This window comes from Luteibacter aegosomatissinici, from assembly GCF_023078495.1.
GTDB classification, from domain to species: domain Bacteria; phylum Pseudomonadota; class Gammaproteobacteria; order Xanthomonadales; family Rhodanobacteraceae; genus Luteibacter; species Luteibacter aegosomatissinici.
Genome location: NZ_CP095742.1, coordinates 1,762,208 through 1,782,292, shown reverse-complemented (window position 1 = coordinate 1,782,292; position 20,085 = coordinate 1,762,208). Strand labels below are relative to the sequence as shown.

Sequence of the window (20,085 nt, the reverse complement as noted above, 5' to 3'; positions counted from 1 at the left end):
ACGCTCAGGCCCGTCGCCACGACGGGCTTTGCCATGCCGCCAACGCATCCAGGAAGACCTGCAGGCGCTGGGGCATGAAGCGGCGCGTGGGGTAGACGGCATGCACCGGGAATTCCGGTGATGACCAGTCCGGCAGCAGCCGGACCAGTTCGCCGGCGGCGATCTTTTCGTCGCAGTACGCCGATGGCAGGAACCCCACGCCATGGCCGCGATAAACAAACGCACTGACCGAATTAAAGTCGCGGCTGGTTAGCGGCCCGCTGACATGCACGCGCTCCGCGTGCTTTCCGTTGACCAGGAGCCACTCGGCCTGGTTGTTGCGTGCATTGATCATGACGCACGCCATCGCCTCCAGGTCCTGCGGCTTCCGAGGGAGCGTTTGCCCGGCGAGAAATCCAGGCGTCGCGACGATGTAGCGGACGCTCGTGCCGATACGCCGCGCCACCAAGGCCGAGTCGTGCAGGTCGCCATAGCGAATGGCGACGTCGATGTTTTCCCCGATCAGGTCGAGGAACGCGTTGGTGATGTGAAGATCCACCCGGATCCGCGGGTAGGCATGCATGAAGTCCGAGACGAACTCGAAGAAGGGCGCCTGGCCCAGGATGACCGGAACCGACACGCGCAGTAGCCCCTCCGCGGTCTTCTGCGTCTGGGTCAGCGCCCGCTCCGCGTCGTGGAGTTCGTTCAGTGGCTCGCTGCACTGCTCGTAGTACGCCCTGCCCTGCACCGTCAGGCTGAGCTTGCGCGTGCTGCGCTGGATCAGCGTGACGCCGAGCTCCTCTTCCAGCGCCGTCACCCGCCGGCTGACGGTCGAAACCGGCATGCCCAGCGCCTGCGCCGCACGGCTGAAGCTGCCCAGCTGGGCCACCCGGACAAACACGGCGATGTCGTTGAGGTCGAGCATGCCTCGACTTTTGCATATGTGGAAAAGAGATTCCAGATTTTTCCGTCTAATCAAGCAATGCGGATCGGCGGAGCATACCCATCCAGCAAGACACCTCCCCAACCGATTCGGAGTCACGTATGAACGCTAAAACCATCATTGTCACTGGCGCTTCGCAGGGCATCGGCGCCGGCCTCGTCAAGACCTTCCTCGAGCGCGGCTATAACGTCGTCGCCACGTCCCGCAAGGTCAGCGAGTCGAACGAGCTGCCGGTCTCCGATCGCCTGGTCCGGGTGGACGGCGATGTCGCCGACGCCGCCACCGCCGAAGCCGTGGTGAACGCCGCCGTGAAGGCCTTCGGCAAGGTCGATGGCCTGGTCAACAACGCGGGCATCTTCATCGCCAAGCCGTTCACCGATACCACCGAAGAAGACTACCGCCAGCTGCTGTCGATCAATCTCGATGGCTTTGTGTACATGACCCAGCGCGTGATCAAGCAGCTGCTGGCGCAGGGTACCGGTGGCGCCATCACCAGTATCACCTCGCCGCTGGCGGACCACCCGATCGCAGGCGTGCCGGCATCCGTGGCCATGATCACCAAGGGCGGCATTGAATCCGCCTCGTTGAACCTGGCGATGGAATACGCACAGCAGGGCATCCGTGTGAACACCGTGGGCCCGGGCATCGTCGATACGCCGATGCACGCCAACGGCCCGAAGGACATCCTGGCAACGCTCTCGCCGATCCATGGCATCTCCAGCATCCAGGAAGTCGTCGATGCCGTGGTGTTCGTCACCGAGGCCCCGCGCGTCACCGGTGAAGCGCTCCGCGTGGATGGCGGCGCCCACCTGGGTAAGTGGTAATGAACGCCCCGCAAGCGCAGGCCGCTGGCGCAGAACAGCGGCTGGTGAAACTGGGCATCACGCTCCCCCCGCCGCCGTCGCCCTTTGGTAAGTACGTCGAAGCGGTGCGCGTCGGCCGCATGGTGTACTTCAGCGGGATGCTCCCCGCCGTTGGCCACGACCTGCCCTTGCTGGGACGCGTGGGTGAGGCGCTGACCGTTGCCGACGGCCGCAAGGCCGCCGAGATGGCCGCCCTCAGCGCACTTGCCGCAGCGAAGGAGTTCCTCGGTTCGCTCGACAGGGTCACCGCCGTGGCGAAGCTGGGTATCTATATCGCTACCGTGGGTGATTTCCGCGAGCACCCGACCATCGCGGATGGTGCTTCGGAACTGATGGCCAGCGTGTTCGGTGAAGAAAAGCTCGCCCCGCGCGTGGTCCTCGGCATGGCCAGCCTGCCTCTCGGCGTGCCGGTGGAACTGGAAGTCCTGCTCGAAGTCGCTGATTGATGGCGGCATGGCGGGCGGCCTCAAGATTCGGGGCCGCCCGTCGTTAACCAAGGGAGCACCAAGACGAAGGATCGTTGTGAATCCCCTGCTGCTGAACACAAACCAGGGCACGTCCGCCACATCGTGGCAGGATCGGCTGTACGCGCTGACGTCGAAGCCGGCCGCCGCAAGCCATGCACCGATAAAGCCATCGGTGGTGTACGAGGCCAGCGTGCCTTCGGCCAGCGCGACCTACGCCGGTGTGGGCGCTGCGTCGGTTGACCCTTCATCCAACGACGCGCTCGCGGCACTGATGGCGCGCAACAGCGCATCCAGCCAGCCGAGTGGCCTGTTCGCCGGCCTGGGGCAGGCGCTGCTGGGGCGCTTTTCCACCGAGGGCGCGGACTTTCAGGCCGACGTCGCTGGCGCAGGTAGCGCCGATGCATCCGTCAGCCTCGCCATCCGCACGGCCAGCGGCGCCACGGTCAAACTTTCGTTGAACGGCACGCAGAGCGGCCTTTCCGTCAGCCTCACATCCGATCGCACGTTGAGCGATAGCGAGAAGCAGGCCGTCGCTGGCCTCGCAAGCGCATTCCAGGACGCAGTCGACGGGTTGGGCAAGCAGCTACCCACCCTGTCGCTGGATGGCCTGATGGCAGCGGATCCGGCGGTGCTTACCAGCGTGGACCTCAACGCATCGATCGCGACCGCACCAGGTGTGCATGAAAGCATTGCGCTGCACACCGGTAGCGACAGCCGATCACTCAAGGTTGACGGCGCGGGCGGGTCTATCGCATTGAATCTCGATATGAGCCAGCCCGCGACATGGGGCAACCGCACGCAACGCGATGCGTCCGTTGCCAGCTACCTCGATCAGATCGATGCCGCGGCGCGCCGCGGCCATGCCGATGCGTCGCTGGTCAGCCTGTTCAAGGATGGCTTCAGCCAGCTCAACAGCCACTACCCCTCCACGCCCGCGAGCGCATCGACCCGTAGCTCGGTGCGCAACCTGTCGGGCAATGACCATGCCATGCTCACCGGCCTGGCGGATTTCGACGTGTCCATCTCGCAGGCAACGCAGGCGCCGAATCCCCGGCAAGGCAGCGAGCTGGATACCTTCAACTACGATGCCTCGCAATCGACGGCACTCAGCGGCCGCAACGCCAGCGACAGGCACATCACGCAATCGCAACAAAGCCACCTGAAAGCGAGCTTCCACACCTCGCCCTGGCCCGACGTTCCACTCAACCTCACCGACAAGATCGGCTCGCAGAACTACAACTACACACAGATCGACGACTCTGCCCACGCCAGCACGAATATCGCGTACGCCAAGGGCGAGCTGGTCGCAGCCACGATCAGCCAGGATGCGAGCCAGGATACGCACGTTATGAAGTACATGGTCGGCCAGCTGATTGATGACAGTGACACGCCCTCGCACCGGGATGCGACCCGCGACCTGTTGCCCTTGCTGACGCAAAACGCGCGCCACCCAGGCACTGCGGAGGAACAGGCCATGGCGGCGGATACGCTGCACGCCTACACGAAGCTGCAGGCGGATCCGTCACGCATCGCTTTGCACGATTAATTCAGTACTCGTCCCGCTAAGGCGCCACTAAGTAAGCAACTTGTCATGCCATTGACAGGAGGCACTAAGGTGGGGGCGGCAAGGTGTGCGCATCACTCGCCCCCTGTCGTGCCATCGGAACCCGTATGCCAACGATTGCTGCCGCCTCACGCACCGCGCCCTCGCCGGAGGGGAAGCGCACGCCCATGCACGGACGGCTGCAATCCTTTCGCCGGCGTGCTGCCGCGTGGATGGCAAAGCGAATGGTTCCGCACAGCGCCAATATCGTTGGGCCGGGTGAACTTCCGCGGGGTGGCATCCAGCGGATCCTCGTGTGCCGGCCGAACCATCGGCTGGGCAATACATTGATGGTGACACCGTTGATCGCCGAGCTCGAGGCGCGCTTCCCGGGCGCGGAAGTCGATATCCTTGGATCCGGGGCGGCGACGCAAAGCGTCTTTGCCGGGTACCCGTCGATCGGCGAACTGTTCCTGCTGGACCGGCGCGCGCTACGCAGGCCGATCGCCACCGCGCGTACCATCGGCCGTTTGCGTTCCAAGCGCTACGACCTGGTGATCGATGCGGCATCAGGCTCATCCTCGGGCCGCATTGCGTCCAGCATGGCGCAGGCGCGGTACCAGATAAGGGTCGAGGGCACCGGCGGCTCGCCCACGCATTTTGCGATGCGTCCGGTACATGCGCTACGCGTGGCACTAGGTATCAGCCCAACAAAGTGGCCATCACTCGATCTGCGCCTGCGCGATACCGAGCGCGCAACGGGGATGGAAACGCTGCAACGCGTATTGCACGCGGGGCCCGAAGGAAATGCGGCCCCCGTCCTGGCGATCTTTCCCAACGCGACAGGTGCAAAGCGGCACGACACGACGTGGTGGCAGCGCTTCATCGCCGAGCTCACCGCGGGCATCGGCGAACGCCGGATCGTCGAACTGGTGGCCGCTGATGGTGTGTCGCGACTGGATAACGCCTACCCCACCTATTTCACCAGCGATCCGCGCAAGCTGGCCGCCTTTATCGATGCCGCAGGCACCTACATCAGCGCCGATTGCGGGGTGATGCACCTGGCCGCTGCGACGCGTGCCACCACCATCGGCCTGTTTAGCCGGACGGATCCGAAGCGCTATGCCCCTATCGGCGATGCGAATGCTTCGGTGATCTGTGAAGATGGCTGCCCCGAGCGCACCGCCGCGCGGGTCGCGGCTTTGCTGTCAGGCGCAAGCACGCGCGCTTAGATCACGCACCCTGCACCACGGGCACTGCGAGGGGGATGGACACCCGCACCTTCAGGCCATGCCCCCACGGTGCATCGCCCAGGCTGACGGTTGCCCCATGCAACTGCGCCACGCGTTGGACGATGGAAAGGCCGACACCAAACCCATCGCCCAGGCCAGTGGCTTCGCGATGGAAGCGCTGGAACACGGCATCTCGACGGTCGGGCGGAATGCCGGGGCCATCGTCCACGACATCCATGGTGGCGGTGCCGTCGCTCGCCGCCAGGGCCAACATGACGCGACCACCCAACGGTGCATGGCGCGCGGCGTTTTCGAGAAGGTTACGGAGCATCGCGGCGAGCGCTTCCGGGTAGCCCGGCACCGTGACGGCCTCCTCAGGCATGTGTACGGTGAGCAGGAAACGGGTGCAATCCACGGTCGGTGCCCATTCGGCCAGCACATCGCTGGCCAGGCCTTTCAGGTCGACGCGTTCCAGCGGCAAGCGCGCGTGTTCATCCAGGTGGGCCAGCACGAGCAGCTGCTCCGTGCGCCGCGACAGGATCCGCAGGCTCGCGAGGGCATCCGGCAGCAGCTCCGCCGAGGTGGCCGTCGTACCGAACGCGACGGCGCTATCCAGGTTGATCATCGTGGCGGCGATCGGGGTCCGTAACTCATGGGCCACATCGGCGCTGAAACGGCGCTCGCGCTCAAGCGCCGTTTCGATGCTATCGATCTGCGTGTTGAGGGCTTCGACGATGGGTGCCATCTCGCGCGGCGTATCGGCGACCACGACCGGCTCACGCGCCCCGGGTTTGCGCCGGGCCAGCAGCGCCGCAAGGGTATCCAGTGGCCGGAGGCCCTTGCGCACCGCCCAGCGCAGCGCGATGAACAGCAATGGCAACCCGATCAGGATAGGCAGCGTCCGTTCCATCGCCACTGCATTGGTCACGTCACGGCGCGTATCGTGCCGCTCGGCCACGCTGATCGTGACACCCAGCGTCGGATCCATGCGCGTATACACGTGCCAGCGGCGCCGGCGAATCTCGAGCGACACCACCTGGCCATCTGCGGGCAGGTCACGCGGCAGCTCACGCATGTTATCCGTCACGAGGATCGGATCGCCTTCCTTGTCCGTTACCCGGTATCCCACCTCGGCCTCGTAGGTGGACGCGGGCCCGACACCATTGGCAATGACGGGGACGGACGGCAGGGCTTCCAGGCGGGCGTGGTTCTGCACGGCCATGACCCCGGTCTGCCGCAGCAGCGCATCCAGGGTTTCGGCGGTCTGCCGTAGCCGAACATCGGAAAGCGCGTTGAGTTCCGAAATGGTGCGCAGGGCCGCGAGGAGCCCGAGCGGAAGCAGCACGGCCAGCACGGCGAGGGCAACACGACGACGCAGGCCCTGCTGTAGCGAACCGTGGCTCACGCGGGATCGACCGGCACCATGTAGCCAAAACCGCGCACCGTACGAATGCTGTCGGTGCCGAGCTTGCGGCGCAGGGAGTGCACCAGCACTTCCAGCGCATTGGGTCCCACCTCGGATTCGCTACCGTAGACGGAGCTTTCGATCGCGTCGCGTCGGACAATGCGCCCTGCCCGCTCCATCAGCACGTGCATCAGGGCGAACTCGCGCCGGGTCAGGTCCACCCGCTGGCCACCCACCGATAGCTCCATCCGCCCGACATCCAGGCGCATGTGCCCCGCCTCGATCAGGTTATCGGCCAGGCCTTGCGCACGCCGGGCGATCGAGCGGATGCGCGCCGCGAGTTCATCCAGGTGGAACGGCTTGACCAGGTAGTCATCGGCCCCGGCATCGAGCCCCTCCACCCGCGCCTCGATGCTATCCCGGGCGGTAACCACGAGAACCGGGGTGCGGATGCCGGCCCGGCGCGCCTCGCGCAGGACCTGCACCCCGTCCTTGTTCGGCAGGCCCAGGTCGAGCAGCACCAGGTCGACGTTTTCCTGGCGCAGGGCCTCAAGGGCCTCGTTGCCCGTGCGCAGCCACATCACGACATGGGTGAGCTGTTCCAGCGCGCGCTTGATCGCGGCACCCAGCCGCTCGTCGTCCTCGACCACGATGATGTTCACAGGGACCTCCGAGTCTTCAACGCCCCTATTCTGCTACATCAACCCCGAACGGAAACCTGCGCCGTCAATGCCCGGGGGCTGGCCGATCTCCATCCTTGTCATGAGTGGCAAGACGCGCAACCAGTGTGGCACTGGCCCGGTTGAGCCCGCGAATATCCACGGGCAGGCCGCGATCGCGGAATTTGAGCACGACCTTGTCCAGCGCCCCGACCGCGGTCAGGTCCCAGAAGTGCGCCTCCTCGACATCGATGATCACGGCCGACAGCCCATCTTCACGCACGTCGAACTCGTCCACGAAGGCATCGGCCGAGGCAAAGAAAACCTGCCCTTTGACCGAATACGTGCGTTCGCCCTGGCCGGAGAGCGAGCTATCCACATCGAGCAGCTTCCCCACCTTGGTGGCGAAGAACACCGCCGAGAGGACGACCCCAGTCAGCACGCCGCGGGCGAGATCATGCGTCCACACGGTCACCACCACAGTGGCCAGCATCACCACGCTCGAACTGGTGGGATGCGAGCGAAGCGTTGCCAGCGAGCGCCAGCTGAACGTGCTGAGCGAGACCATGATCATCACGGCGACCAGCGCGGCCATCGGGATCTGGCTTACCCATGGCGCGCCGAACACGACGAGCATCAGCAAGACCACGCCCGCAACGAGGGTGGAAAGGCGCCCGCGGCCACCCGATTTCACGTTGATCACCGACTGACCGATCATGGCGCAACCGGCCATGCCGCCCATCAGGCCCGTGGCGATATTGGCCAGGCCCTGTCCCACGCACTCACGATTCTTGTCCGATCGCGTATCGGTCATATCGTTGACGATCTGCAACGTCATCATCGACTCCAGCAGGCCAACCACCGCCATGGTCAGTGCATGCGGCAACACGATCTTCAGCGTATCGAGGTTCAGCGGCACATCCGGCCAGAGGAAGCGCGGCAGGGAATCAGGCAATGCACCCATGTCGCCAACGCGATGGATATCCATACGAAACACGATGGCTACGATCGTCAGCACGACAATCGCGACCAGTGGAGACGGCACGGCCTTGGTCACGTAGGGGAACAGGTAGATGATGGCCAGCCCCGCCGCGCACATGGGATAGACCATCCATGCCACGCCAACCAGTTCAGGTAGCTGGGCAAGGAAGATCAGGATGGCAAGCGCATTGACGAACCCGGTCACCACCGAACGCGATACAAATCGCATCAGCGAGCCGAGCTTCAACGCGCCGATCACCATCTGGATCACGCCGGTGCACATCGTGGTGAGGAACAGGTATTGCAGGCCATGCTCCTTTACCAGCCCCACCATCAGCAGCGCCATGGCACCGGTGGCGGCCGAAATCATGGCCGGGCGGCCGCCCGCGAACGCAATCACCACGGCCATCGAAAACGACGCGTAGAGGCCGATCTTCGGGTCCACGCCCGCGATGATCGAAAAGGCAATGGCTTCAGGGATAAGGGCAAGGGCAACGACGAGGCCCGACAGGACGTCGCCGCGCACGTTGAAGAACCATTGCTGGTTCCAACGGGTGGTATGCATAAGGTGTTTTCCAGGTGCGCCGGCGAAACGCGCGGCAAGCGTCAACCCCGCGGCGCAAGGCCACGGCCGTGATGAATCAAACGGCGGCAGATCAGGGTGGCGTAAGCACCGGGCAAGTCTCGGGAAGCGTGCGAAGCCCCAAAGAATACCATGCCCCTGCAGGAGCGCGCTTGCGCGCGATGGGAGGCGCAGGTGGCAACGATGACAGTCTGACGGGACAGGACCTCACGCCACTACAGGAATAGACCTACAATCAACGCGTCGCGACTGCCTCAGACTGGCAAGCCCTGAGCCAACGCCGAGCCCCCCATGGAAGCCCTCCGCATGTCAGATGACGATTTCAGCAGCAAGGTTCGACAATTCGCGCGGGAACGGACATCCGAACCTGCCATCGACTGGGATGTCAGGCGGACATGGTGGACATCACGGGTCGACGATCTCTTTCAGAAGATCGGGGCATGGATTGAACCCCTTCTTAGCGACGGAACGGCAGACCTCCAACCTGGAATGCTGACCCTCAAGGAGGACTACATTGGCACCTACCCAATCACTCAGGGTGTTATCCGCATCGGCGGCGAGTCGGTTCAGATCATCCCCCGGGGCACATTGATCGTTGGTGCAGCCGGCCGTGTCGACCTCAAAGGCCCCGTAGGCGACGCCATGCTCTTGCTCGTGCAACCGAGCACCCCATCGACCGATCCGCAGTGGATTCACGCATCCTGGTACCTCGCCAACGCGCAGTCGCGAACGGCCCTGGCTCCCCTGGACCAACAGGTATTTCAGAATACGTTGCTCGATATCCTCGGGATTGCGACCTGATCATGCTGTTCTTAGATCAGGCATTGGACCGCCCACGGCCGCTATTGGTCGCTCAAGACGAATCTGAGTGGTACGACGAGCATTCAGGCGTCGACCACCCTCATGAACCTCGAAAAGCAGTTGGATCTGTTTTGCGTAGCGTCAGGCTGGGCACCGTTCCCATCGCGTTGAGGGCAAATCACTGCCGGGACATCCCCCCGGCGTCGGAGCGCGCTTGCGCGCGATGGGGCATGTCGCGAGCACCCATCGCGCGCAAGCGCGCTCCTACAGAGGGGCGTTAGCCCGGGATTAGTAGTCGTACGTGATGGAGAAGCGGACGTAGCGCGGGTCCTGCAGGTACAGCGGGGTGCGGTACAGGGGGTTGGGTGTGCCTGTGGCGTCCTGGTAGTAGTGCGGGTTGATGCTCAGTTCGGCCTGTTCATTGGTCACGTTGAACACGTCCAGATTCAGGCCGAGCTTGTGGTCGGCGAACGCCGGGGTCCAGTGCAGACCCAGATCCAGCTGGCGCTGCCAGGGCATGTTGCCGGTGGACCCCGGGGGCGCGGGGCGGCCGTCGCAGAAGTGGTAGTTCGAGTTGTACCCTGCCGGGTCCGAGTTATCGCTGCCGAACAGGCCCAGGCACGTGGAGGGGCTGCCCGAGATCAGCGACAGGTTGCCCGACACCATCCACTCCGGCGTGATCTGCCAGTACCCGTACATCTTCAACTGGTGCTTGTGGTTGTTCCCTTGCAGGCCGTTGCTGTAGACCATCAGTGCCGGGAAATCCCAGTCCTCCGATTGTGACGGGCCATCGGACTGCACGTTGGATTGGGTCAGCCCCTCCGTGTTGCCGTAGCTCCGCGAATACGTGTAATCGACACGGCCGTACCACGTGCCATCGAACGGGTGCTCCAGGAAAGTATCCAGTGCGTAGTAGTTGCGCTTGATCTTCGGGAAACCCATCTCCGCATTGCTGAGCTTCACGTCGTGAGCGCTGCCCGCGTCGTCCAGCACGACGAAGGTGTTGGCCTTACCGGGATTGATCAGGTAACAGCTGTTCACTGACGCGGCAGTTATGCCCTTGGCCGCAGCCGCATTCGTGATCCGGTCCACGTCGCAGAAGTCATCGATGCCCGTGCGCAACACACGGCGCGAGAGTTTGGCCCCGTAGACCCAGCGGTTATCAATGCTCTTGCTGAAGCCCAGCATGTACTCGTCCTGATACTCGGACTTCAGGCCCTTCGCGGTCACGGTGCGTGGATCGGGCGGCACGCCGAACGCGTTGTTGGCCGACACCGGGCCGGACAACGCCGTAAGCCCGGTCGGCGTCCCGTCCGCGCCGATGCCCGAGTAGGTGAAGTACTGGGTGGTGCTCGTGTAACCCGCGGCCGCGCTCAGCGCCGGCGCCAGGGGTGACCCAAGGTAATAGCGCCCCACGTTGCCATACACCTTGAACGACGCGTCGCCTTCAACGTCCCAGCTGAAGCCCAGCCGCGGCGCCCACTGCGGCTTCGTCTGGGTGATATAGGGCTGGCTATCGCTGTTGTAGTTGGTGAACTGGTCGTTGCGCAGACCAAGCGACAGCAGCAGGCGGTCGGTGGCCTGCCACTGGTCTTCGATGTACTGGGCGCGCTCCGTCGTGCGCACCGTGGCGACGGCAGAGGATACGTTCTTCATCACGTAGTAGCCGCCCGCACCGTCAGGCGTGCTGTTGGGCGCGGCCACTCCCAGGCTCGGGGCCGGACTGTTGCCTGGCAGGGTGGTGAACCCGTAAGACCACGAATAGCCTGGGCCAGAGGTACGCGCGCCCTGGTCCTCCGCTGTGGCCTTGAGGTTATCGATGCCCGCGGTAATCGTATGGTCACCCAACTGCCAGGCCAGGCTCACCCGCAGGTTGTTCGATCGATTGCCTTGGTCCGGATCGTAAATGCTCGACACCGTCTGGCCGGCCGAGCGAGGCGTCCCACCCGTGAACGCGGGGTTCTGGTTTTCCGTGCCGCTCACATAGGTCAGCGCCTCGTTGTAGCCCACGGGCGCTTCGTAATTCAGCGTGTGCATCTTGCCGTACTGCGCACTCAGCGTCAGGGTGTCGGTCAGGTACCCGGTGTACTTCGCGGTCCACAGGTTGCCGCCGGTCTTGATAGTGTCGGCGTGGCCGATCTGATCCCCACGCTGCAGCGCATTGAAATCGTACTTGTAGATGTCACCGCTGGTTTCGCGGGTATTCGATGCACCCGTGACCTCAAGGATGTTGCTGTCAGAGATGTTCCAGTCGAGCTTGCCGTACCACTTGGGCATCTTGTACTCGTACGACGTGTACGGGCTGGTGGAGGTCACCGCACCCAGCCTGTCACCCTCGCTCTTCGCCCACTCACCCGACGCGAAGAAGAACAGCTTGTCCTTGATCAGCGGGCCGCCGACATAAGCGTCATACACCGTGTTCCAGTTGCTGTTCTTGCTGCGTGGGACATACAGGTTCCTGGCAACGGGCACCGGTGGCAGGCCATTCTGGTAGTACGTGTTGTCGTACGACGCACGAAGCGATGCGGGATCCCAACTGAGCTTGCCACCGAAGTGCCAGTCGTTGGTGCCGCGCTTGCCCACCATGTTCAGCACCCCACCATCGGAACGCCCGTACTGCGCGCTGTAGCCGCCGGTGTACACCTCCTGCTGGTCGATCGAACCGTACGGCAGCGTCAGGCCGCCTGCGGCCTGCAACGGATCGGTCGTATTGAAGCCGTTGATGTAGTACGCGTTCTCGTTGGCCGCGGAGCCGCCAAAGCTGATCAGCGATTGCCCGGTCGGCCCGGTGAAGCCACCGGCATTGCCGACGACACCCGGCGCCAGGCGCGCCGCCGCCTCCGCGTTGAACCCCAAGGGCAGTTTCGCCAGCTGCTGCGAGGTAATGACGGTACGCGAATCGACACTGGCCACATCGATGGGCGGCAGCGTGCTGGCTGAAACCGATACGCCTTCCAGGTTCTGCGTATCGGACGCGGCTGCCGGCGCCGCGAAGGAAACATCAGTGGCTGCACCCACGCGCAACGCCACATTCTGATGGCTCTGCACCGTCGCGCCGGCCTTGCGCAGCGATACGGTGTAGTTGCCCAGCGGCAGCTGCGCGATGGCGTAGCGGCCGCGCGCATCCACCGGCACATCGCGCTGGAACCCCGTGCCGCTTTCAATATGCACGGTATCACCCGTACCCGGCGCCACCTGGCCGCTGATCGTACCGGTGGTCGACTGCGCCAGCACACCCCCGCTGGCCAGGCCCGCCGCGATCACCACGGCCAAAACACGTTTGCGATACGTCATGCCCTGCTCTCCCCATTTTCAGGCAACACTCCCCCCTCGCGACCATGCCCCCCCGGCGTGCGCGTGAGATGAGCGATGTGGACGCCCCCGTGGTCCGGGGGCGTGGTTGTGGTTACGGCGTCAGTTCGAGTGTCATCACCTGGAACGGCTGCAACGTGATGGTGGTCGGCGTATCGGCGTCCAGCGGCTGTGCCGGCTTGCCTTCATCCGCCTTCCATGGGCTGCGAGCCTGGAAGTGGCGCTTTGCGCCCGGCGGCAGTTCAAGCTGGCGGTCCAGGTCGATCACGAATGCCTGCGGCTTATCCGAGGGATTGCGCAAGGTCAGGATGGCCTTCGCAGGCGTCCACGACGCCCAGCCATACACATCCAGCCGGCCCGGATCGCCACCCACCCAGTGGGTATCGCGCAGGACACCAGCGTTCGTTCGCGACCAGCGGGCGGCTTCCGCCAGCGTGTCCCAGTCTTCGCTTGAGAGCAGTTCTGGCGTGATGTACAGCTCCTGCAAGGCCGTGCCGCTGCCAAAGTACGAATGCACTTCGTTGCCGAAGTCATGCCCTGGGTCCGTGTTGAGCTTTCGGTTCTCCCGCGCGTAGATGATCCCGTGCAGCATCAGCGAATTCAGTGGGAACAGCGGACCCTTTTCCACGATGTTGTGGTAGGTCTCGCGGTCACGGTAGGTAATCCAGCGCTCGCGCTTGGTGCCTACGCCCACCAGCTCATCATCCTCACCATCACGCCAGATCGAATCGGCGTACATCAGCCAGAACGGCGATGCCAGCGTGCCCGTGGTGAGGTTGATGAACAGATCCGGTTTGGCCGTACGCAGGTCATCTATCAGGTGGATCGCCGCATCGAAGTCGCTATCGAAAACGCTGCCCGGGAATACCTTGTTGGCGTTGCCCGTGCCATCGAACTTGAACTGGTTGACGCCGTTGTCCTTCACCAGTGCCATCGTCACATCGTGGAAGCGCTGGTAATACTTCGGGCCAGAAAGCGCCATGCCCTTGTCGACAATCTCGTAGCCGGCTTCGCCCGCACGCTTTGCGCGCTCTTTCGAAGGCGGGCCATAGCCACCCCACGGCGACAGCCACATACCCGGCGCTGCACCATAAGCCTTCGCGGCTTCGGCCAGCGGCTTGAAACCGTGCGGGAAATCCTTGCTGAAGGCCCAGCTGCCGCTGTAATCATCCCAGCCGTCATCGAACAGGAACGAATCCAGCGTGACGCCGCGCTTCGTGGCCAGCTCGTCACCGATGTGGTGGATGCGCTCGAGCGCCTGCTGCTCGGTGTACGGGGTGAAGTAGCCGATGTCGTACCACGAGTTGTAGTGCAGGAACGTGCGGTACGGGTGGGCGCGCTCGCGCTCGACATAGGTGAGGAAATCGCGGCGGAGCTGGTTATCGTGGGTGGCGCCGATGGCCGCTGAGTACGTCACCGACGTGCCTTTGCGCAGTGGCAGCTCGCGTTCGACCCACAGCTGTACTTTCGTGCCGCCGCTCACCAGGCTCTTCGACAGCGGGTTTTCGAAGCCGAGCCAGTCGCGACCTGAAATGACCGGCGATCCGTCAACGCTACCGACGACTTCCGAGTCAGGTAGCTTCGCCTGCAGCAGATCCACACGACGCACCGGCTCGTCTGCCTTCAATGCGCTGATCGTCACCACTTCGCGCAGGTAGTCGGAGCCGTCACGCTGTACCCAGGCCACATCGACGCGAAAGCGCTGGGCTGCATCAGTAAAGCTGGCCTTCAGTGCTTTACCTGGCAGCCGCTCCGCGCCACGCGAGGCCTTGGTATCGGCCTTCAGGGTTTCGGCCTGTACCTTGCCGGTGAGACGGAAGTCGTTGGGCCCGAGCACGCTGCCATCGGCCATGGTGAGCTGGAACGGCGTGGCGATGGGAAGCTCGCGCTGGTTGATGTGGTCGGTAGCCACCACGTTGGTGACCTTACCATCGCTAACCTGCCAAGCCAGCGTCATGGCGCCCTTGCCGAAATCATCCGCCATCGCCAGCGGTGCCAGCGTCAGCGCACATGCCGCGACCAGCGCACGCACCGGAAACCCTGCCTTCCCCATCCACTCTCTCCCAAGCTCGTTGACTACACATCCAATGGCTCGATACGGACGAGCGGCTGCAAGCCGTCCACCGTGTCGAGCCTTACGAATCCTGTTTCTTCACCCAGCGCATTGGCCGCACCGCATGCGACGGCCAGGCGTAGCGCAACGCCAAGCGCCTCACCGCGGACCAGGCCGGCGACGAGGCCACCAAGGAAGCAATCCCCGGAGCCCACGGTGTTGCGTACACCTTGCACGTGCAGCGTGGCTTGCCATGCGCCGTGCTCGTTCACCGCAACCGCACCCTGCGCCCCCAGCGTCAGCACCGCATGACGCACGCCGCGTGCGTGCAGTGCGCGGACTACCGCCGCAGCGTCGCCCATCGTATTCACCGGGGTGCCGAGCAAGTCAGCGGCTTCGGCCGCGTTGGGCTTCAGCACCCACGGCGAGGCCTCCGCGGCCAGGCGCAGCGCATCGCCACTCGCATCGATCGCGCACGGCAGCGCGAGCTCGCCGGCGATGCCTGCGTAATACGCCGGGTCAAAGCCGGGCGGCAGGCTGCCGGTACACACCACGGCTTCGCTCTCCAGCGCCCAGTGCCTCAGCACTTGGTCGAGCACAAAGCGTGTGTCTTCACCGGGATCGTCACTGCGCTCCAGCACCTCGGTGATACGGCCACTTGCCTCGCGTATGGCAAGGCACTGGCGCAACGGCACCGGCGAACGTACAGCGCGAAAATCAACGCCGCGCAGGCGCAGGCGCTCGCTGAACTCCGCCGCATGCGCGTCATCGCACAGGCCTACGAGCGTGACCGGGACACCGAGTGCCGCCAACGTCTGCGCCACATGCACACCTTTGCCGCCCGGCCGCTCATCGGCCGGCGTGGAACGGTTCACTTCGCCGGCCCGTAACGAACCCACGTCGACAAGACGATCGATGGCGCTGTTGAAACCAGCGACGGTGATCATGGATAAGCGTCCAGCAGCGCGTGCACATCGGCCACACCGGCCTGTGCGAGCGTGCCACCCAATGCACGCGTGGAGAGTGCGCCGCATGCCGCGGCCCAACGCAGGCAGGTCTCGAGAGGTTGCCGATCGAGCCATGCGTGCAGGAAACCGGCGTTAAAGTTGTCGCCCGCGCCCGTGGTATCGACAGCGGCCACCGCGAAGGCAGGCACGCGCACTACGTGGTCGCCATGCAGCGCCAGGCAACCGTCCCGGCCGTGCTTAACCACGACCGTCGGGCCAAGGGCGGCAAGTGTGCGCAGCGCATCCTCCACGTGATCGGTCTTTGCCAGCGCGCAAGCCTCGACGGCGTTGGGCAGGAACACATCGACCAGGCGCAGGGATGCAAGCAGGCCGGCATCCCAGGCGCCAGACGGGTCGAATCCGGGATCAAGGGACACGGTCAGGCCCGCCGCGCGGGCACGCACGAGCAGGTCGGTCATATCGCCCTGCAGGCACCGCTGCAGGAAATAGGAGGAGATATGCAGATGGGCCGCGCCGCGTAGCAGCGCATCGGGTATATCCGCGCCGCGCAGGTCGGCGATGGCGCCCGGGAACGTCACCAGCGCACGATCGGCGGCACCGGAAAGTGCCACGGTCAGCCCGGTCGCCTGGGTCGCATCGGTGATCACGGCATCGGTATCGATGCCTGCATCGCGCAGCGCCGCCACGCAGAACCGGCCGCGCTCATCATCACCCCGACGGCCAACAAAGCGCACCGCGTCGCCCAGCTTGGCGAGGCCAAGCGCGCAGATCATCGAGGAACTGCCCGGTACCTGGCTGGCACCGCTGGCCAGCATTTCCGTGCCGAACACCGGCGGCGCGTCGATCCCGGTAAGGATCAGGTCGACGTTCATCTCACCGGCGACGACGATCGTGTTCACGCAGCGCCCCCATCGTGCAGCGTGAATCCACCCACCACGCGGGTCAACACACCTTCCGACGGAGTATCGGGACGGTGGCCCAATTGCAGGCAGCGGAAGAACGCGAACAGCTGGCCAACAACGGTGTGCACCAGCAGTTGTTGCGCGGGCGGCAGTGCGTAAAGTCCGGGCAGATCCACCGCGAGACCGCGCGAACCGGCCAGCTCCGGCTCGATATCCTGGCCCACGACGATGCGGGTAGCCCCCAACCCCTTGGTGTTGAGCTCGCGCAGCAGGTCGGTTTCGTAGGCACGCACGCTGGCATCGCCCGAGAGATACGCGACCAGGACGCCGCCCCGGTTCAGCCATGCCATGGGGCCATGGCGGAAACCCAGGAAGCTTTCCGCCAACGTCACGGTGTCGCCGCCGCTCATTTCAAGCATCTTCAACGCGGTTTCGCGCGCCACGCCGTAACCGCCGGCGCTACCCAGATACACCGCCGTGTCCCGCTCACCCGCGGCCATGGCCGCCAGCGCATCGGCATACACATCGAACACCCGCTCCACCAGCGCGGCCGCGCCATCGGCAGGGCGTGTCGCACCCAGCGCGCTGGCCGCCAGCAGCATGTTGGTGAAACTGCTGGTCATCACGAGGCTGCGATCATTGGTGCGCGGATCCAGCACGATCACATCCACGCGCGGCTCATCGGCATAGCGGGTGGCGAGCCGGCCACGGCCGTTGCAGGTGATGACCAGGTGGCGCCAACCGGGTGCGTGGGCCAGCACCGCATCGACGGCGCCCACGCTTTCGGGGCTATCGCCTGAGCGGGCGATCGAGACCAGCAAGCCATCCGGGCCAGGTAGCGCACCGGTACGGTGGGTAAGCAGATCGCCTGCAGGGATGGCCCGGGCCGGGATACCGAGTTCGGCCTGGAGCACCGGTGCCAGCGCCTCGCCTACGTACACGGAGCTACCGGAACCGGTAAGGGCAAGTTGTGCCGGGCGCCCCGCGGCGGCGTGATCCAGGATGGCGCGAAACGCCGCGCCCTGGGAGCCGGCGGTCGCTCGCCACGTCGCGGGCTGTTGCAGGATCTCGCGCAGCGTGTCCACATACCCCAGTTCAAGCTGTCGGGCATCGGGCAAGCCACGCAGGCCGGCGAGGGTGGGAACGGATTCGTTGGAAGGGACGGTCATCGTGGGGCTTGACTTACGATAGGTTGAAAACGAAAGATAACGAAACTTTCGATTGCAGAGTAGCCCCGAGGAATCACGACATGCAAGCCCCGACCCACGAGACCCCCACGCTCGCCACCCTCGACCTGCCACCGGGCAAGCGTACGCGCCTGCAGCGCATGCTCTACGGCCACGGGCCGGGCAACGGCACCCTGCTCGTCCTGCCGCTCGACCAGGGCCTGGAACATGGCCCCACGGACTTCTTCCCTCACCCGCCCGCGCTGGATCCGACGTACCAGTTCCAGCTGGCCGAGGCCGGCGGCTTTTCCGCCATCGCCCTGGGTATCGGTCTGGCGCAGAAGTACATCGGCCAGTACGCCGGCCGCGTACCGCTCATCCTGAAACTCAACGGCAAGACCAACATTCCCGACGATGGCGATGCCACGTCACCGCAGTTCGCCTCCGTCGAAGACGCCGTGCGCCTGGGCGCCGATGCCGTCGGTTACACGCTGTACGTCGGTTCGCCGCGCCAGCACGATGAGCTGCGCCAGCTGCGCCAGGTACGTGAAGACTGCGATCGCTTTGGCATGCCGCTGGTGCTTTGGTCGTACCCGCGTGGCGCCGCGATCGATGCACGCGGCGGCAAAGGCTCGCTCTACGCCCAGGACTATGCGGCCCGTGTCGCGCTGGAAGTGGGTGCGGATATCGTGAAACTGCACGAGCCCGACGACCGCCGCGATGGCGTACCCGGCCCGTATGCCTCGCTCGATGAAGATGCCGCCGGGCGCACCTCGCGCGTCGTCCGCTCCGCGGGTCGCACCATCGTGCTGTTCTCTGGTGGCGAGAAGAACGACGACGATGATGCCGTGCTGCGCAAGGTGGAGTTCTACATGCAGCAGGGCGCAACGGGTGTGATGTTCGGCCGCAACATGTGGCTGCGCCCGTTCGAGCAGGCGGTGGCGCTGACCCGCCAGGTGCATGAGATCATGAAGCGCTACCCGCGCTGAAAAGGCTGGCTGATGACTGACGACCGCCACGATGACGCCTGGGCCGGCTGCCTGTGTTGTTCGCCGCCCGCCGCCCAGGCTTCCGGCGGTGGCGGGGCCGGCAAGAACCCGCTGGAGACGGCCCCGGCTGATGCCAGCCTGCGCCTGGTCGATTTCGCCCCCCGCAGCATGTTGGCCACGACGGGCACGCGTATCGAGACACCGCGTTTCCCGGTGATCGACATGCACACCCACCTGACCTGGATGAAACGAACGCGTGGTGGCGTGTCGCTGGGCGAGGAGATGGTGCAGTTCGCCGCACCGGATGACGTGCTGCCCCTGATGGACCGCAAGGGCATCCGCTGCATGGTGAACCTCACCGGTGGCGTCGGCCGTGGGCTCGAGGATTCCATCGCCCGTTTCGACCGGGCTGCCCCGGGGCGCTTCCTCACCCTCACCGAACCGTCGTTCCACCTGTTCGGCGAGGCGCATTACCCGGCGCTGCAGGCGGATGCGCTGGCCGCGGCGGCACGGCTGGGGGCCCGCGGCCTGAAGCTGCTAAAGACCCTGGGCCTGTACCTGCGCGAGGGCATCGACAGCGGTGCGCTCGTTGGGCTCGACGACCCGCGGTTTGATCCCATGTGGGAAACCTGCGCAACTTACGGGCTACCCGTGTTCCTGCACACGGCCGACCCGCTCGCGTTCTTCCAGCCGACCGACCGCCACAACGAGCGCTACGAAGAACTCGCCCAACACCCGGACTGGTCGTTCTACGGCCGGGATTACCCATCGCACGCCGAGCTCATGGCCGCGCGCGACCGGGTGATCGCGAAGCACCCCGGCACGACCTTCGTCCTGCTCCACGTCGGCAATCAGGGGGAACGCCTCGACGACCTGGCCGCCACCCTCGCCCGCTTCCCGAATACGATGGTGGATATCAGCGCGCGCATTGGCGAACTGGGCCGCCAGCCGCGGCGGAGCCGGGCGTTCATCGATCGGTTCCAGGATCGCGTGCTGTTTGGCACCGATGCGGTGCCCCCGCCCTACGGCAACGCGGTGCCGCAACAGCTGCTGTGCGATGAGCTCTACGAGATCTACTACCGGTTCCTCGAGACCGAGGACGAGTACTTCGATTACGCCCCGGCGGATACACCGCCACAGGGGCGCTGGTCCATCTACGGCCTGGGCCTGTCTTCGGCTATCCTGCGCAAGGTCTACCACGACAACGCGGCTCGCCTGCTGCGCCTGGATTAGAAAAGC

At 64.9% G+C, this 20,085-nt stretch carries 16 protein-coding genes; 7 read left to right on the top strand and 9 right to left on the bottom strand.

Annotated elements, in window-relative coordinates; all coding sequences use genetic code 11:
- Positions 1-4 precede the first annotated feature (4 nt).
- On the bottom strand, positions 5-904 hold the full coding sequence (locus L2Y97_RS08010; RefSeq protein WP_247435167.1) for a LysR family transcriptional regulator: 900 nt from the start codon (positions 902-904) through the stop codon (positions 5-7).
- A 119-nt stretch (positions 905-1,023) separates the two neighbouring features.
- On the opposite strand from L2Y97_RS08010, the gene L2Y97_RS08005 reads away from it, so the two are divergent.
- From L2Y97_RS08005 to L2Y97_RS07990, 4 genes are all read left to right on the top strand, one after another.
- A complete protein-coding gene (locus tag L2Y97_RS08005; RefSeq protein ID WP_247435164.1) occupies positions 1,024-1,746 on the top strand; it encodes an SDR family NAD(P)-dependent oxidoreductase in 723 nt (240 codons plus the stop codon).
- Positions 1,746-2,231, top strand: a complete 486-nt coding sequence (locus L2Y97_RS08000; protein ID WP_247435161.1) for a RidA family protein — start codon at positions 1,746-1,748, stop codon at positions 2,229-2,231. Before L2Y97_RS08005 ends, L2Y97_RS08000 begins: the two co-directional genes overlap by 1 nt.
- Before the next feature lie 76 nt (positions 2,232-2,307).
- The gene (locus L2Y97_RS07995; RefSeq protein ID WP_247435158.1) at positions 2,308-3,798 is read left to right on the top strand and encodes a hypothetical protein; all 1,491 of its coding nucleotides are present in this window, start codon (positions 2,308-2,310) and stop codon (positions 3,796-3,798) included.
- Between the two features lie 242 nt (positions 3,799-4,040).
- A complete protein-coding gene (locus L2Y97_RS07990) occupies positions 4,041-5,027 on the top strand; it encodes a glycosyltransferase family 9 protein (protein WP_247435155.1) in 987 nt (328 codons plus the stop codon).
- 1 nt (position 5,028) lies between these two features.
- On the opposite strand, the gene L2Y97_RS07985 is transcribed toward L2Y97_RS07990, so the two are convergent.
- The 3 genes from L2Y97_RS07985 to L2Y97_RS07975 form a co-directional block, all read right to left on the bottom strand.
- Positions 5,029-6,432, bottom strand: a complete 1,404-nt coding sequence (locus tag L2Y97_RS07985; protein WP_247435153.1) for a sensor histidine kinase — start codon at positions 6,430-6,432, stop codon at positions 5,029-5,031.
- A complete protein-coding gene (locus L2Y97_RS07980; RefSeq protein ID WP_247435151.1) occupies positions 6,429-7,094 on the bottom strand; it encodes a response regulator in 666 nt (221 codons plus the stop codon). The genes L2Y97_RS07985 and L2Y97_RS07980 overlap by 4 nt, the downstream gene beginning before the upstream one ends.
- A gap of 64 nt (positions 7,095-7,158) precedes the next feature.
- Entirely contained in the window at positions 7,159-8,637 is a 1,479-nt protein-coding gene (locus tag L2Y97_RS07975; RefSeq protein WP_247435148.1) for a SulP family inorganic anion transporter, read from the bottom strand.
- Between the two features lie 324 nt (positions 8,638-8,961).
- On the opposite strand from L2Y97_RS07975, the gene L2Y97_RS07970 reads away from it, so the two are divergent.
- Positions 8,962-9,456, top strand: coding sequence for a hypothetical protein (locus L2Y97_RS07970; protein WP_247435146.1), 495 nt, complete (start codon positions 8,962-8,964; stop codon positions 9,454-9,456).
- A gap of 288 nt (positions 9,457-9,744) precedes the next feature.
- On the opposite strand, the gene L2Y97_RS07965 is transcribed toward L2Y97_RS07970, so the two are convergent.
- From L2Y97_RS07965 to L2Y97_RS07945, 5 genes are all read right to left on the bottom strand, one after another.
- Entirely contained in the window at positions 9,745-12,750 is a 3,006-nt protein-coding gene (locus L2Y97_RS07965; RefSeq protein ID WP_247435143.1) for an outer membrane beta-barrel protein, read from the bottom strand.
- A gap of 112 nt (positions 12,751-12,862) precedes the next feature.
- Complete coding sequence (locus tag L2Y97_RS07960; protein ID WP_247435141.1) at positions 12,863-14,821, bottom strand: alpha-galactosidase; 1,959 nt, start codon at positions 14,819-14,821, stop codon at positions 12,863-12,865.
- A gap of 23 nt (positions 14,822-14,844) precedes the next feature.
- On the bottom strand, positions 14,845-15,768 hold the full coding sequence (locus L2Y97_RS07955; RefSeq protein WP_247435138.1) for a 1-phosphofructokinase family hexose kinase: 924 nt from the start codon (positions 15,766-15,768) through the stop codon (positions 14,845-14,847).
- The gene (locus tag L2Y97_RS07950; RefSeq protein WP_247435135.1) at positions 15,765-16,688 is read right to left on the bottom strand and encodes a carbohydrate kinase family protein; all 924 of its coding nucleotides are present in this window, start codon (positions 16,686-16,688) and stop codon (positions 15,765-15,767) included. Before L2Y97_RS07950 ends, L2Y97_RS07955 begins: the two co-directional genes overlap by 4 nt.
- Positions 16,685-17,860 carry an SIS domain-containing protein gene (locus L2Y97_RS07945; RefSeq protein WP_247435132.1) on the bottom strand — a complete coding sequence of 392 codons (1,176 nt, stop codon included), beginning with the start codon at positions 17,858-17,860 and terminating at the stop codon, positions 16,685-16,687. Before L2Y97_RS07945 ends, L2Y97_RS07950 begins: the two co-directional genes overlap by 4 nt.
- A gap of 80 nt (positions 17,861-17,940) precedes the next feature.
- Here L2Y97_RS07945 and L2Y97_RS07940 point away from each other — a divergent pair, with 80 nt between their 5' ends.
- Together L2Y97_RS07940 and L2Y97_RS07935 are read left to right on the top strand one after the other, a co-directional pair.
- Positions 17,941-18,846, top strand: a complete 906-nt coding sequence (locus L2Y97_RS07940; RefSeq protein ID WP_247435129.1) for a class I fructose-bisphosphate aldolase — start codon at positions 17,941-17,943, stop codon at positions 18,844-18,846.
- 12 nt (positions 18,847-18,858) lie between these two features.
- Positions 18,859-20,079: an amidohydrolase family protein gene (locus L2Y97_RS07935; RefSeq protein WP_247435126.1), complete on the top strand. Its 1,221-nt coding sequence runs from the start codon at positions 18,859-18,861 to the stop codon at positions 20,077-20,079.
- Positions 20,080-20,085 lie beyond the last annotated feature (6 nt).

Coding starts and splice junctions, on each gene's coding strand:
- L2Y97_RS07935 (WP_247435126.1), top strand. CDS start 18,859: ATGACTGACGACCGCCACGATGACGCCTGGGCCGGCTGCCTGTGTTGT.
- L2Y97_RS07945 (WP_247435132.1), bottom strand. CDS start 17,860: ATGACCGTCCCTTCCAACGAATCCGTTCCCACCCTCGCCGGCCTGCGT.
- L2Y97_RS07975 (WP_247435148.1), bottom strand. CDS start 8,637: ATGCATACCACCCGTTGGAACCAGCAATGGTTCTTCAACGTGCGCGGC.
- L2Y97_RS08005 (WP_247435164.1), top strand. CDS start 1,024: ATGAACGCTAAAACCATCATTGTCACTGGCGCTTCGCAGGGCATCGGC.
- L2Y97_RS08000 (WP_247435161.1), top strand. CDS start 1,746: ATGAACGCCCCGCAAGCGCAGGCCGCTGGCGCAGAACAGCGGCTGGTG.
- L2Y97_RS07955 (WP_247435138.1), bottom strand. CDS start 15,768: ATGATCACCGTCGCTGGTTTCAACAGCGCCATCGATCGTCTTGTCGAC.
- L2Y97_RS07965 (WP_247435143.1), bottom strand. CDS start 12,750: ATGACGTATCGCAAACGTGTTTTGGCCGTGGTGATCGCGGCGGGCCTG.
- L2Y97_RS08010 (WP_247435167.1), bottom strand. CDS start 904: ATGCTCGACCTCAACGACATCGCCGTGTTTGTCCGGGTGGCCCAGCTG.
- L2Y97_RS07940 (WP_247435129.1), top strand. CDS start 17,941: ATGCAAGCCCCGACCCACGAGACCCCCACGCTCGCCACCCTCGACCTG.
- L2Y97_RS07960 (WP_247435141.1), bottom strand. CDS start 14,821: ATGGGGAAGGCAGGGTTTCCGGTGCGTGCGCTGGTCGCGGCATGTGCG.
- L2Y97_RS07990 (WP_247435155.1), top strand. CDS start 4,041: ATGGTTCCGCACAGCGCCAATATCGTTGGGCCGGGTGAACTTCCGCGG.
- L2Y97_RS07970 (WP_247435146.1), top strand. CDS start 8,962: ATGTCAGATGACGATTTCAGCAGCAAGGTTCGACAATTCGCGCGGGAA.